This window comes from Aureimonas sp. AU4 (assembly GCF_001463765.1).
Classification (GTDB): domain Bacteria; phylum Pseudomonadota; class Alphaproteobacteria; order Rhizobiales; family Rhizobiaceae; genus Aureimonas.
Window position 1 is genome coordinate 59,481 of sequence record NZ_BBWK01000048.1, and the last position, 13,191, is coordinate 72,671.

Annotated in this window: 12 protein-coding genes; 10 read left to right on the forward strand and 2 right to left on the reverse strand. The window is 67.3% G+C overall.

Going from position 1 to position 13,191, the window contains the following annotated elements; genetic code table 11:
* The first annotated feature begins 26 nt into the window (after positions 1-26).
* The 8 genes from AUL35_RS14495 (at position 27) to rpmG (ending at position 9,933) form a co-directional block, all read left to right on the forward strand.
* The gene (locus AUL35_RS14495) at positions 27-986 is read left to right on the forward strand and encodes an aspartate carbamoyltransferase catalytic subunit (protein ID WP_062015969.1); all 960 of its coding nucleotides are present in this window, start codon (positions 27-29) and stop codon (positions 984-986) included.
* The gene (locus AUL35_RS14500; RefSeq protein ID WP_062015971.1) at positions 983-2,293 is read left to right on the forward strand and encodes a dihydroorotase; all 1,311 of its coding nucleotides are present in this window, start codon (positions 983-985) and stop codon (positions 2,291-2,293) included. Before AUL35_RS14495 ends, AUL35_RS14500 begins: the two co-directional genes overlap by 4 nt.
* Positions 2,290-2,904: a glycerol-3-phosphate 1-O-acyltransferase PlsY gene (gene plsY, locus AUL35_RS14505; RefSeq protein ID WP_062015972.1), complete on the forward strand. Its 615-nt coding sequence runs from the start codon at positions 2,290-2,292 to the stop codon at positions 2,902-2,904. Before AUL35_RS14500 ends, plsY begins: the two co-directional genes overlap by 4 nt.
* The gene (dprA, locus tag AUL35_RS14510; RefSeq protein WP_062015974.1) at positions 2,901-4,013 is read left to right on the forward strand and encodes a DNA-processing protein DprA; all 1,113 of its coding nucleotides are present in this window, start codon (positions 2,901-2,903) and stop codon (positions 4,011-4,013) included. Before plsY ends, dprA begins: the two co-directional genes overlap by 4 nt.
* A 112-nt stretch (positions 4,014-4,125) precedes the next feature.
* On the forward strand, positions 4,126-6,855 hold the full coding sequence (topA, locus tag AUL35_RS14515; RefSeq protein WP_062015976.1) for a type I DNA topoisomerase: 2,730 nt from the start codon (positions 4,126-4,128) through the stop codon (positions 6,853-6,855).
* A gap of 2 nt (positions 6,856-6,857) precedes the next feature.
* Entirely contained in the window at positions 6,858-9,119 is a 2,262-nt protein-coding gene (rnr, locus tag AUL35_RS14520; protein WP_062015978.1) for a ribonuclease R, read from the forward strand.
* Positions 9,116-9,559 carry a DUF983 domain-containing protein gene (locus AUL35_RS14525; protein WP_062015980.1) on the forward strand — a complete coding sequence of 148 codons (444 nt, stop codon included), beginning with the start codon at positions 9,116-9,118 and terminating at the stop codon, positions 9,557-9,559. The genes rnr and AUL35_RS14525 overlap by 4 nt, the downstream gene beginning before the upstream one ends.
* Before the next feature lie 206 nt (positions 9,560-9,765).
* A complete protein-coding gene (rpmG, locus tag AUL35_RS14530; protein ID WP_007626161.1) occupies positions 9,766-9,933 on the forward strand; it encodes a 50S ribosomal protein L33 in 168 nt (55 codons plus the stop codon).
* Between the two features lie 347 nt (positions 9,934-10,280).
* Here the strand turns inward: rpmG and AUL35_RS14535 are convergent, their stop codons facing one another.
* Positions 10,281-11,639: a PleD family two-component system response regulator gene (locus tag AUL35_RS14535; protein ID WP_062015982.1), complete on the reverse strand. Its 1,359-nt coding sequence runs from the start codon at positions 11,637-11,639 to the stop codon at positions 10,281-10,283.
* A gap of 6 nt (positions 11,640-11,645) precedes the next feature.
* Positions 11,646-12,017, reverse strand: coding sequence for a response regulator (locus AUL35_RS14540; RefSeq protein ID WP_062015984.1), 372 nt, complete (start codon positions 12,015-12,017; stop codon positions 11,646-11,648).
* A 117-nt stretch (positions 12,018-12,134) separates the two neighbouring features.
* On the opposite strand from AUL35_RS14540, the gene AUL35_RS14545 reads away from it, so the two are divergent.
* Together AUL35_RS14545 and AUL35_RS14550 are read left to right on the forward strand one after the other, a co-directional pair.
* Positions 12,135-12,446 carry a DUF3572 domain-containing protein gene (locus tag AUL35_RS14545; protein WP_062015985.1) on the forward strand — a complete coding sequence of 104 codons (312 nt, stop codon included), beginning with the start codon at positions 12,135-12,137 and terminating at the stop codon, positions 12,444-12,446.
* A 5-nt stretch (positions 12,447-12,451) separates the two neighbouring features.
* A complete protein-coding gene (locus tag AUL35_RS14550; RefSeq protein WP_062016050.1) occupies positions 12,452-13,114 on the forward strand; it encodes a hypothetical protein in 663 nt (220 codons plus the stop codon).
* Positions 13,115-13,191 lie beyond the last annotated feature (77 nt).

Sequence of the window (13,191 nt, forward strand, 5' to 3'; positions counted from 1 at the left end):
GCCATCGCCTATAGCCCGGCTTCAGGATGACAGACCCCACGCGCCCCGGAACCGCTCCGCACCGACACCTGCTTGGCATAGCCGGGCTGTCGCTTCCCGACATTCACGAGCTGATGGATCGCGCCGACGTTGCCGTGTCGGTGAGCCTTGGGCTCGACAAGAAGAAGACGGCGCTCAGGGGCCGGACCCAGATCAACCTCTTCTTCGAGGCCTCGACGCGGACGCAGGCGTCCTTCGAGCTGGCCGGAAAGCGCCTCGGCGCCGATGTCATGAACATGTCGGTCGCCAACTCTTCGGTGAAGAAGGGCGAGACGCTCATCGACACGGCGATGACGCTGAACGCCATGCGGCCAGACATCCTGGTCGTGCGTCACCATGCGGCAGGCGCGGTCGCGCTCCTGGCGCAGAAGGTCGCCTGCTCGGTCGTCAACGCCGGAGACGGCGCGCACGAACACCCGACGCAGGCGCTGCTCGACGCCCTCACGATCCGTCGCCGCAAGGGACGCGTTGCGCGCCTCATCGTGACGATCTGCGGCGATGTCCTGCATAGCCGCGTCGCGCGCTCCAACATTCTGCTTCTCAACGCGCTCGGCGCGGAGGTGCGCGTCGTCGCGCCATCGACGCTGCTCCCGGCCGGCATCGAGGACATGGGCGTGCGCGTCTTCCGTCGCATGGAGGAAGGGCTCGCGGGCGCCGACGTCGTCATGATGCTGCGGCTGCAGCGCGAGCGGATGCAGGGCTCCTTCGTGCCCTCCGTGCGCGAGTACTTCCGCTTCTTCGGCCTCGACGCGCAGAAGCTCGGTCACGCCAAGCCCGATGCGCTGGTCATGCATCCCGGTCCCATGAACCGGGGCGTCGAGATTGCATCCGAGATTGCGGACGGACCGCAGAGCGTCATCGAGGAACAGGTCGAGATGGGCGTCGCCGTCCGGATGGCCGTGATGGAGTGGATGATGGACGCGAACGCGGCTGGAGCGGCCCGATGAACACCGCGCGTCCGCTTGCGGTCACGAACGTCCGCATCCTCGACCCCTCGCGCAAACTCGACGCGGTGGGCACGGTTCTCGTGCGCGACGGCGTGATTCTCTCGGCCTCCGGCGGGGCCGCCGCCGTTCCCGATGGTGCGGAGACGATCGACGGTTCGGGCCTCGCCTGCCTGCCCGGCCTCGTGGACGCACGTGTCTTCGTCGGGGAGCCGGGCGGCGAGCACCGCGAGACGATCCGTTCGGCGGGCCGTGCCGCGGCGGCCGGAGGCGTCACGTCCATCCTCGTCATGCCCGACACCGATCCGGTGATCGACGACGTGGCGCTGGCGGAATTCATCGTGCGCACGGCGCGCGAGACCTCGGCCGTCAACGTCTTTCCCGCCGCCGCGCTGACGCGCGGCCTGCGCGGCGAGGAGATGACGGAAATCGGCCTCCTGTCTGGGGCGGGCGTGCGCGCCTTCACGGACGGCCGGCATACGTTGCGCAACAACGGCCTGATGCGGCGGATCATGACCTATGCGGGCGACTTCGACGCGCTCGTGATGCATGAGACGCAAGATGCGGATCTCGCGGGGTCCGGCGTCGTCACGGAAGGCCTGCTGGCTTCCTGGCTGGGCCTGCCGGCGATACCGCGCGAGGCGGAGGTGATCCCGCTCGAGCGCGACCTTCGCCTCGCCGCCCTGACGGGTGCTCGCTATCACGCGGCCCAGATTTCCACCGCCCTTTCGGCGGAGGCCATGCGCCGCGCCAAGCGCGACCGCGTCCGGGCGACGGCAGGCGTCTCGATCGCCCATCTCTCGCTCAACGAGAACGACATCGGCGAGTACCGGACCTTCTTCCGTCTGTCGCCGCCCCTGCGCAGCGAAGACGATCGCCAGGCCATGATCGAGGCGCTGGCCGACGGGACGATCGACATCGTCTGTTCCTCGCACGACCCGCAGGACGCGGACGGCAAGCGCCGCCCCTTCGCGGAGGCCGAGAGCGGCGCGATCGGGTTGGAAACGCTTCTTCCCGCGCTTTTGCGCCTCCATCATACCGACCGCGTTCCGCTGCTGCGGCTTCTGGAGGCGGTGACGTCGGCGCCGGCCGAGCTGTTGCGGCTCGATCGCGGCACGCTCCAGCCCGGCCGCCCCGGCGATCTCACGCTGGTCGATCTCGACGCCCCCTTCGTCTTCACCAAGGACCGGATCGGCTCGCGCTCGAAGAACACGGCCTTTGAAAACGCACGCTTCCAGGGCGCGGTAATGCGAACGATCGTGGGGGGTCGGACGGTGTTCGAGCACGATGCGCGGAGCGTTGCGGCATGATGCAGTTCGACTGGACCGGGACGCCGGCCGGAACCGTCCTCCTGGCTCTGGGCGTCGGCTACCTCTGCGGCACGATCGCCTTCGGATTGATCCTGACGAGGCTCTTCGGCCTAGGCGACCTGCGCTCGATCGGCTCCGGCAATATCGGGGCGACCAATGTCCTGCGCACGGGCAACAAGAAGGTCGCGGCGCTGACGCTGCTCGGCGACCTCCTGAAGGCCACGGTTCCGATCCTCGTCTTCTGGCGCTTCGGACCGCTGGCGGCGGCGGCCGCCGGCCTCGGCGCCTTTCTCGGCCACCTCTTCCCCGTCTGGCTCGGCTTCCGGGGCGGAAAAGGCGTCGCGACCTATATCGGCATTCTGCTCGGCTTCGCGCCCTGGGGCGTGCTCGTCTTCGCCGCGGTCTGGCTGGGCGCGGCCAAGGTCTGGCGCTATTCCTCGCTCGCGGCCCTTCTGGCAACGCTTGTCGTCCCCGTCGGCTATCTGCTGATGGGCAACCTGATGGCGGCCGAGCTCTCTGCGATCCTCACGATCCTCGTCTATTGGAAGCACGCGCCCAATATCCGGCGGCTGCGCGCCGGGACGGAAGGCCGCATTGGAGCCAAGGGTTGAGTGAAGGGCGCTCGCGGCTTGCGGACGAAACGCTTCTCGACTGGATACGCCTGATCCGGTCCGACAATGTCGGCCCGGTTACCTTCCGCCATCTCGTCACCCGCTTCGGCGGCCCGCGCGAAGCCCTCGACGCGCTGCCCGACCTCGCCCGGCGCGGCGGAGCGCGGAGCCGGATCATGCCCTACCCGCTCGCGGCGGCCGAGGCCGAACTCGGAACCGCCCGGCGCATGGGGGCGTGGTTCCTCGATATCGACCATCCAGCCTATCCCGCGACGCTTCGCGCCGCCGACGCGGCCCCGCCGCTCCTTGCCGTCATGGGTGAGCCGACGATCCTCGCCCGCACGCCGGTCGCGATCGTCGGCTCGCGCAAGTCTTCGGCGGCCGGCATGCGACTGGCCGAGACCTTCGCCGCCGCGCTCGGGGCATCGGGCTGTACGATCGTATCGGGGCTCGCACGCGGCATCGACACGGCGGCGCATCGCGCAAGTCTCGAGACCGGGACGGTCGGCGTCTTCGCAGGGGGGCTCGACAAACCCTATCCCGACGAGAACCGGCCGCTGATGCGGAGCATCGTCGACCGCGGCGGATGCCTCATGACGGAGATGCCGTTCGGCTGGGAGCCGCGCGCGGTGGACTTTCCCCGACGCAACCGCATCGTCGTCGGGCTGTCGCTTGCCGTTTTGGTTGTCGAAGCGGCCAAGCGCTCGGGCTCGCTGATTTCGGCGCGCCTCGCCGCCGAGATGGGGCGTCTCGTCTTCGCGGTTCCCGGCTCGCCGCTCGAACCCCGCGCCGCCGGCACGAACGCCCTTCTCAAGGACGGCGCGAGCTTCGCGCTCGAGCCACAGGACCTTCTCGACGAGCTGGCGCCCCTGGTGAGAGCCCCGATGCCGCTCGCGGAAGCCGAGCCTGCGGAGGCGCCGATCTTCGACGCGCCCGAGACGGATCGGGACCGCGTCGTCCAGGCGCTGGGCATCGCACCGACGGCGCACGACGACCTTCTCGCGCATGCCGGGGTCGACGCGGCCACGCTTCAGCTCGTGCTCATCGAACTCGAACTTGCGGGCCGGCTCGAACGCCATCCGGGCGGCAACGTCTCGCTCCTGGGCTGAGGCCGCGCTGGTCGCGCCGGGGTTGACCGGCGTCTCGCCACTGTCCATGTGAACGGACGACATGCGGGGTGACCGACCCCAAGGCACCCCTCCTCCCAGGATCCAAGCCAACATGGAACTCGTCATCGTCGAGTCGCCTGCCAAAGCGAAGACGATCAACAAGTATCTCGGCAGCAACTACAAGGTGCTCGCCTCCTTCGGCCACGTGCGCGACCTGCCGGCCAAGGACGGATCCGTGCGTCCCGACGACGACTTCGCGATGGATTGGGCCGTGGACGGCCCTTCCTCCAAGCGCCTGTCAGAGATCGCGCAGGCGATGAAGAGCGCCGATGCCCTGATCCTGGCGACCGACCCCGACCGCGAGGGCGAGGCGATCTCCTGGCACGTGCTCGACGTCCTGCGCCAGAAGAAGGTGATTAAGGACAAGCCGGTTCGCCGCGTCGCCTTCAATGCCATCACCAAGAAGGCGATCCTCGAGGCAATCGCGAACCCGCGCGAGATCGACGGGCCGCTGGTGGACGCCTATCTGGCGCGCAGGGCGCTCGACTATCTCGTCGGATTCAACCTGTCGCCGGTCCTGTGGCGCAAGCTGCCGGGCGCCCGCTCAGCGGGCCGCGTCCAGTCCGTGGCCCTGCGTCTCGTCTGCGACCGCGAGGCCGAGATCGAGCGTTTCAAGACCGACGAGTACTGGCAGATCGTGGCGCGCCTCGCGACGCCGCGGGGCGATCAGTTCGACGCGCGTCTGACGGTCTTCGAGGGCGAGAAGCTCCAGCGTCTTTCGATCGGCAACGAGACGCGCGCCTTCGCCATGCGCGACATGCTGAACGGCGCCGCCTTCAGTGTGACGAGCGTCGAGGCCAAGCCCGCCAAGCGCAATCCGAGCCCGCCCTTCACGACCTCGACGCTGCAGCAGGCCGCCTCCGCCAAGCTCGGCTTCGGCGCGGCCCGCACCATGCAGATCGCCCAGCGTCTGTACGAGGGCATGGACGTCGGGGGTGAGACGGTCGGCCTGATCACCTACATGCGAACCGACGGCGTTCAGATGGCCGGCGAGGCGATCGATGCCGCCAGGGTGACAATCGGTTCGACCTTCGGCGCACGCTACGTGCCCGACAAGGCGCGCGTCTATTCCACGAAGGCGAAGAACGCGCAGGAGGCCCACGAGGCGATCCGTCCGACAAGCTTCGACCGGCATCCCAAGGACATGGAGCGCTTTCTCGACCGCGATCAGGCGCGTCTCTACGACTTGATCTGGAAGCGGGCCATCGCGAGCCAGATGGCGTCCGCCGAGTTCGAGCGCACCACGGCCGAGATCCGCGCCGAGAACGGCGGCCAAGCCGCGCAGCTTCGCGCCACCGGCTCCGTCGTGCGGTTCGACGGCTTTATCGCCGCCTACCAGGACCATCGCGACGATTCCAAGACGCAAGCCGACCAGGCGGAGGAGGAAGAGGATTCGGCCCGCCTCCCCGAGATCCGGCGCGACGAGCGGCTGGACCGCAAGGCCGTCACGCCGACCCAGCACTTCACCGAGCCCCCGCCACGCTACTCCGAGGCCTCGCTGATCAAGAAGATGGAGGAGCTCGGCATCGGGCGGCCCTCCACCTACACGGCGACCGTCCAGACGTTGCAGGACCGTGAGTACATCGTCCAGGAGAACCGCAAGCTCCTGCCCGACTCCAAGGGTCGGCTGGTGACGGCCTTCCTGCACAACTTCTTCGAGCGCTACGTCGAGTACGACTTCACGGCCGACCTCGAGGGCAAGCTCGACGGTATCTCGGCCGGCGACCTCGCCTGGAAGGACGTGCTGCGCGACTTCTGGCGCGACTTCTCGGCACAGATCGACTCGACCAAGGAGTTGCGCGTCACCGACGTCCTCGACGCGCTGAACGAGGAGCTGGCCCCCCTCGCCTTCCCCGATCGCGGCGACGGTTCGGACCCGCGCACCTGCCCTCGCTGCAACCAGGGACGTCTTAGCCTGAAGCTCGGCAAGTTCGGCGCCTTCGTCGGCTGCTCGAACTATCCCGAGTGCGGCTTTACACGGCAGCTCGGCACCAACCTCCAGGCCGACGGCACCGAGGGCGACGGCGGCTTGAACGAGCCGCGCGAGCTGGGCGTGGACCCAGCGACGGGCGAAACCGTCACGCTGCGCTCCGGGCGCTTTGGCCCCTATGTCCAGCGTGGCGAGGGCAAAGAAGCCAAGCGCTCGTCGCTCCCGAAGGGATGGCTGGTGGCCGACATCGACCTCGAGAAGGCGGTGCAGCTTCTGTCGCTGCCGCGCGAGGTCGGCACCCATCCCGAGACCGGCAAGCCGATCCTGGCGGGTCTCGGCCGCTACGGGCCGTTCCTCCAGCACGACGGGGCCTATGCCAACCTGGAGACGATCGAGGACGTCCTGACCATCGGTCTCAACCGTGCGGTCACGGTGATCGCCGAGAAGAAGGAGCGCGGCGGGCGGTCCCGCTCGACGCCGGCCGCGATCGCGACGCTCGGCGAGCATCCCGATATTGGCGGTCCGATCACCGTTCGTGAGGGCCGCTTCGGTCCCTACGTCAACGCCGGCAAGGTCAACGCCACGTTGCCGAAGTCGAAGGACCCGGCTTCTGTCACGCTGGAGGAGGCGATCCAGCTTCTGAACGAGCGGGCCGAAAAGAGCGGCAAGGCACCGAAGAAGACGGCCAAGAAGGCACCCGCGGCGAAGAAGACCGCCGCCGCAGGAGAAAAGAAGACGCCCGCCAAGCGCGTCGCCGCCAAGGCCCCGAAGGCGGAGGCCGCGCCGGCCCCACGCGCCGCGCCCAAGACCGAACTGGTCAAGGGTCCGCGCTCCAAAGCAAAGGCGGAGTAGCCATGTCGAAGCGAGGGGCATCCCGTGACGGCGTCGATACGCTGAGCCGCGAGGCGGTCCTTCGCTTCATCGCCAGCAACCCGGACCGGGCGACGAAGCGCGACCTTGCCAAGGCGTTCGGGGTGAAGGGCGAGGCACGCGTCCTTCTGAAGGATATCCTGGCCGACCTGCAGGCGGAGGGCGTTCTGGCGGGCGGCCGCAAGCGCTACTCGCAACCCGACCTCCTGCCGAGCGTCGCAGTTCTGGAGATCCGCGCCCGCGACGACGAGGGTGGCCTGCTGGCCGACCCGGTTGCGTGGGAGAGCGAGACGGTGGAGCGCCCGCGTTTCCGGCTGCGGCAGGAGGCCGGACGAGCGGCGGGCGTGGGCGAGCGCGTCCTCGCCAAGCTGGACTACGATGCGGAGGGCGGCCCTGTCGCCACCGTGATCCGCGCCCTCGAACGCCAGCGCGCGCGGGTGATCGGCGTCTTCCGCAGCGAGCCGGGAGGCGGAGGCCGCGTGGACCCGGTCGAGCGTCGCCAACTCGAATACGCTGTCGGCCCGGGCGACACGATGGACGCCCGAGATGGCGATCTCGTCGAGATCGAGCCGAGCACGCGCTTGCGTGCCGGCCTGCCGACCGGATCGGTCGTGGCCGTCGTCGGCTCGATGCGTACCGAGCGCGCCATCACGACGATCGCGCTCCACGCCCACTCGATCCCCCATGTCTTTCCGAAGTCGGTACTGACCGAGGCCGAGGCAGCAGGTCCGGCGACGATGGAGCATCGCGAGGACTGGCGCGACCTGCCGCTCGTGACCATCGACCCGCGAGACGCGAAGGACCACGACGACGCGGTCCACGCGCGCGCCGACGACGACCCGGGCAACCCCGGCGGAATCATCGCGACCGTCGCGATCGCGGACGTCTCCTGGTACGTTCGGCCCGGCACCGCGCTCGACCGCGAGGCAAGGCTGCGCGGCAACTCCGTCTACTTCCCCGACCGGGTCGTGCCGATGCTGCCCGAGCGCATCTCCAACGATCTTTGCTCGCTGCGCTCGGACGTGGACCGCCCCGCTCTGGCCGTGCGCCTCGTCTTCGACGCGCGTGGCGACAAGCGACGGCATTCCTTCCATCGCATCATGATGCGCAGTCATGCCAAGCTCGCCTACGAGCAAGCGCAGGCGGCGATCGACGGGCTGCCGAACGAGGTCGAACCGACGATCGTCGAGACGGTGCTTCGCCCTCTCTGGTCGGCCTATGCCAAGCTGTCCGATGCGCGCCAGCGTCGCCAGCCGCTCGATCTCGATCTGCCGGAAAGAAAGATCATTTTGAACGACGCGGGCCGCGTGGACCGCGTCGTCGTGCCCGAGCGCCTTGCGGCCCATCGCCTGATCGAAGAGTTCATGATCCAGGCCAACGTCGCGGCGGCCGAGGAGCTGGAGCGGCACCGGCAGTCGCTGATCTACCGCGCTCACGACGCGCCGTCGCTCGCGCGACTGGAAGCGCTGCGCGACTTCCTGCGGACGCTGGAGCTTCCGCTCGCCAAGAGCGGTGCGCTGCGGCCGGGTCACTTCAACGGCCTCCTGCAGACGGTGCGCGGTACGGAACACGAGAGTCTCGTGAACGAAGTCGTGCTTCGCTCGCAAAGCCAGGCGGTCTACTCGCCCGACAATATCGGGCACTTTGGTCTCAACCTGCAGCGATACGCGCACTTCACCTCCCCGATCCGCCGCTACGCGGACCTGATCGTTCATCGGGCGCTGGTGCTGGCACTGGAACTCGGTCCCGGCGCCCTGACGCGCGAGGAGGAAGCGGTTCTCGACGAGACGGCGGAGGAGATCAGCCGGGCGGAGAGGCGTGCCATGGCAGCCGAGCGCGATACGGTGGACCGCCTGATCGCCCATCACCTCGCCGACCAGATCGGCGCGGAATTCGACGGCAAGATCCAGGGCGTCACCAAGTCCGGACTCTTTGTCCAGTTGCCGGCCTTCGGCGCGGATGGTTTCGTGCCGGTCTCGACGCTGGGCTCAGACTACTTCCGCTACGACGAAGCCGGCCACGCATTGGTGGGGGAACGCTCGGGATTGGGGTTTCGTTTGGGAGACACGGTTCGGGTGCGGCTCGTGGAAGCCCAGCCGCTCGCAGGCTCCATGCGGTTCGAGATGCTGACCGAGCCGCGCAAGCTGCCGGGCGGTAGTGCCTCGTTCCACAAGAGCAACCTGCGTCGCGGACGGCGCGGCGGACCTCCAAAGAACGTGGCGGGGCGGGTCAGGAAGAGACGATGACGACACAGACCGACGGACTCGCCTTCGAGGCGCCCCGGCATGCCGGGACAGAGACCGCCACGACCCGTCCCTTGTGGCGCTCGATCGGTCGCGGGCTTCTCATGCGCTGCCCGAACTGCGGCGAGGGCAAGCTCTTCGCCGGGTTCCTGCGAAGCGTCGACCATTGCGCCGTCTGCGGCGAGACAATGCATCACCACCGGGCGGACGACCTGCCGCCTTACCTCACCGTCTTCATCGTCGGCCATCTCGTGGTCGGCCTCTTCATGGGGGTCGAGGAGTTGTGGTCGCTACCGCTGTGGGCGCATCTGGCGATCTGGGTTCCGGCGACGCTCTTGCTCTCGCTTGCGCTTCTGCGTCCGCTCAAGGGCGGGACGATCGGGCTGCAATGGGCGCTGCGCATGCATGGCTTCGGCGACAGCGAGCCTGCGCACGACCACTGATCGCGGCGCGGGTGCGGCGCGCCTCTTGACTTCATGCGCCCCGTGAGTAGTGTCCGCGCGATGAACGGAACGGCTCGGCCGGGCCGCTCGGGGCCTTTGGTCCGCTCGCCGGTTCGATGCCCGTCCCCTTTTTGAAACCCGTTCGCCCCTGGCACGCGCTCCCTTGAGCGGCGAGGCTTGGCGGACCCTAGATACGAGCACGACCGATGGCCAAGGCGACCACGATTAAGATCAAGCTCCTCTCGACCGCCGATACCGGCTTCTTCTACGTCACGACGAAGAACAGCCGTACGATGACGGACAAGATGACGAAGACGAAGTACGACCCGGTCGCGCGCAAGCACGTCGAGTTCAAGGAAACCAAGATCAAGTAAGCCCGAGCCTCATCGGACCTTATCAGCGCCGCCCTTCGGGCGGCGTTTTCGTTTGATCGATGTTCAGAAATTAGGCTGGCTGGCGGGTTTCACGAATGTGGCCGGCCGGCGCTACGGTCGCGGTACGAGGACACCGCATATGACCGCATGCCGGCCGACCGCCCCACGGAACCCAGGAGATGCGGCGGACCTGAGCACTCCATGGGGACCTGAGGACGGCGGGTTTCAGACCCTGCCGTCACGATCCCTGACGCCGGAAGACTTGCCGAGAATCGATTCGCAATCAACCGGTTCGCCAACGTTTATACCACGCAAGTTCACGCTTGGTTAACCCCAAGCCCTGCCCGTCACGCGGCGAGCGTCACGACGCGGTTGCGGCCGTTATGCTTAGCCGCATAGACCGCCATGTCGGCTCGCTTCAGGAGCGTGGCGTCCGTGTCGGGTAGCCCGAGCGTGGCGCAGCCGGCGCTGATCGTCAGGCGAATGCCGTCGCCTACGGCGATGGCCGTGGTGGAAACGAGCAGGCGAAGTCGTTCGGCGATCACGTTGGCCGATGCGGAGTCCGTATCCGGCAGAAGAAGGACGAACTCCTCCCCGCCCAGGCGGCAGGCCAGATCGCTTGCGCGAAGGCTCTCGCGCAGCCGGACCGCGAACTCGCGCAGAACCTCGTCACCGACGTCGTGCCCGTGACGGTCGTTGATCTGCTTGAAATGGTCGATGTCGACGACGAGGACGGACAGCGCCTTGCCCTCCTGCCTCGACCGCTCCACGGCCTTGGGAAGATGCCCGTCGAGGAAGCGACGATTGTGCAGGCCGGTCAGCGGATCGATCGTCGCGAGCTCGATCGTTTCCTGCAGGCTGCGACGCAGGTTCTCGCTGTAGCGGCGGCGTTTGACCTGCGTGCGGACGCGCGCGAGAAGCTCGTTCCGGTCGATGGGCCGGACGAGGTAGTCGTTGACACCGAGTTCCAAAGCCCGCGCGACCCGCTTCTCCTCATCGGTCGGCGCGATCACGAGAATAGGAAGCTGGCGGGTCGCCTCGTCGGAGCGAAGCCGCGAGCACAGGCGCAAGGCATCGTGCCGACGGCTTGCCAGATCCGCGATCACGAGATCCGGCTGGGATCCCGAGGCCAGCATCGCGGACAACTCATCGAGCGAGCCGACGGCGGTCACGCGCTGCTCGCCGCGCAGCATGCGCGTGAGCCGGTCGCTTTCCAGCGGGTTCTCCTCGATGAGCACGATGGACCCGTCCGTCCCCGCCACGTCGGCGACGAAGCCGTCCTCGCTTAGGATCGCAAGCGTCGTCTGCGCTCGAACGCGCAACTCGTCCGTCAGCATCTTCAGGCGCGTCAGCGAGCGGATGCGCGAGAAGAGCGGGAGGTCGCGCACGGGCTTGACGAGAAAATCGTCCGCACCCGATTCCAGCCCCGTCACCCGATCCTCCGCTCCGTCCAACGCGGTCACGAGAACGACGGGTATGTGGTGGGTCGCCGGGTCCGCCTTGATGCGGCGGCAGGTCTCGTAGCCGTCCATCCCGGGCATCATGACGTCGAGAAGAACGATGTCGATCGGCTCTGCCTGACAGATAGCGATTGCCTCCTGTCCACTTCCGGCGGTGCGAACCTCGTAATATTCCTCCTGAAGACGGATCTCCATCAGGCGCAGATTGATCTGCACGTCGTCGACGACGAGTACCTTGGCGGTCATGGCGACTCAGCGATCCCCGAGGAAGGACTTGATCGTTTCAATGAAGCGTACGACCGAGATGGGCTTCGAGATATAGGCCTCGCAGCCGCCCTGCCGAATCCGCTCCTCGTCTCCCTTCATGGCGAAGGCGGTCACGGCGATCACGGGGATCGGCTTCAGCTCCGGATCGTTCTTCAGCCGGCGCGTGACCTCCAAGCCCGATATCTCCGGCAACTGGATGTCCATGAGAATGAGGTCCGGACGGCTCTCGCGCGCCAGATCGACGGCCGTAAGACCGCTGCGCGTCTGAACCGTCCGGTAACCATGCGCTTCGATCAGGTCCCGGAAGAGCTTCATGTTGAGCTCGTTGTCTTCGACGATCATGACGGTCTTGGTCATACGCGATACCTCATTGCCAGACGCCACGTCGGCCGGTTTCCCGGCACCTGCCCTCCAGACTTAAGCCGATTTGATTTAAGAAATTGGGAATTGACAGGGTTGGGAGTCGGCTCGTCCATGAACATGAGAAACGACGGCAACGGGGACGACGCGACACCGGGCGCGGAGGAGCTGGCGATCGAGGCTCTTTCCTTCATCGCGGGCGATCCCGTGGTGTTCAGCCGCTTCCTTCGCCTGACGGGACTGGAGCTCGAGAACCTGCGCTCCGCCGCCGGCGAGCCTGCCTTCCTGGCGGGTGTGCTCGACTTCGTCCTCTCCGACGAGAGGCTTGTCGTCGCCTTCGCGGACCAGACCGCCCTGCCCACTGAGCGTATCGCGGAGGCCCGTCGGGAGCTTGGAACGACATTCGCAGAAGGAAACCAGTATTGAGCTCGATGACCGATACGACGGCCGGCCCTGCCGTTCTGGAGCTTCCCAGGAACCATGACGCGCTGATCGTCCTCGACGTGGACGAGGTGGTCCTGCACTTCATTGCGCCGTTCCAGGATCTCCTGGCGAGTTTCGGCGCGAGGCTGCATTTCGACAGCTTCAAGATGACGGGCAACGTACGCTCCCAGTCCACCGGCGCGGCGCTGACGGGGCATGAGCTCGACCGCTCGACCGAGCAGCTGTTTCGCGAGCAAGAGGCGCGACAAACGCTGGTCGAGGGCGCACAGGCGGCGATCGAGCGGCTGGGTACACGTTGCGACGTCGTGTTTCTGACGGCGATGCCACCTCATCACTACGAACCGCGCCGGCGCCTCCTCGACCGCGAGGGTCTGGCGCACCGGCCGATGATCGCCACACAGCGCTCGAAGGGCGCGTTGATCGCCGAGATGAGGCAGCGCTGGAGCGGGCCGATCGCCTTCGTCGACGACCTTCCGTCCAACCTCGAAGGCGTGCGCCGATCGGTTCCCGACGTCCATCTCCTCCACCTTATGGCGGACCAGAATTTCCGTCCGCACCTGCCGCCGCTGCCCGCCGGTACGTTCGAGGCGACCGATTGGGTCGAGGCTGAAAACATCCTGCGGAACCTCGTAGCACCGCAGGACGCCTGAAGACCGACTGAGCGGGCGTCTGGCGCTCATGTGAAAAGGTATATATTCCTTTTCATATCGCCGTCCAAACGATTCCG

What these genes read in the sequence shown, in the direction of transcription:
- AUL35_RS14495 (WP_062015969.1), top strand. Translation starts at nt 27, where the DNA reads ATGACAGACCCCACGCGCCCCGGAACCGCTCCGCACCGACACCTGCTT.
- AUL35_RS14500 (WP_062015971.1), top strand. Translation starts at nt 983, where the DNA reads ATGAACACCGCGCGTCCGCTTGCGGTCACGAACGTCCGCATCCTCGAC.
- plsY (WP_062015972.1), top strand. Translation starts at nt 2,290, where the DNA reads ATGATGCAGTTCGACTGGACCGGGACGCCGGCCGGAACCGTCCTCCTG.
- topA (WP_062015976.1), top strand. Translation starts at nt 4,126, where the DNA reads ATGGAACTCGTCATCGTCGAGTCGCCTGCCAAAGCGAAGACGATCAAC.
- rnr (WP_062015978.1), top strand. Translation starts at nt 6,858, where the DNA reads ATGTCGAAGCGAGGGGCATCCCGTGACGGCGTCGATACGCTGAGCCGC.
- AUL35_RS14525 (WP_062015980.1), top strand. Translation starts at nt 9,116, where the DNA reads ATGACGACACAGACCGACGGACTCGCCTTCGAGGCGCCCCGGCATGCC.
- rpmG (WP_007626161.1), top strand. Translation starts at nt 9,766, where the DNA reads ATGGCCAAGGCGACCACGATTAAGATCAAGCTCCTCTCGACCGCCGAT.
- AUL35_RS14535 (WP_062015982.1), bottom strand. Translation starts at nt 11,639, where the DNA reads ATGACCGCCAAGGTACTCGTCGTCGACGACGTGCAGATCAATCTGCGC.
- AUL35_RS14540 (WP_062015984.1), bottom strand. Translation starts at nt 12,017, where the DNA reads ATGACCAAGACCGTCATGATCGTCGAAGACAACGAGCTCAACATGAAG.
- AUL35_RS14545 (WP_062015985.1), top strand. Translation starts at nt 12,135, where the DNA reads ATGAACATGAGAAACGACGGCAACGGGGACGACGCGACACCGGGCGCG.
- AUL35_RS14550 (WP_062016050.1), top strand. Translation starts at nt 12,452, where the DNA reads ATGACCGATACGACGGCCGGCCCTGCCGTTCTGGAGCTTCCCAGGAAC.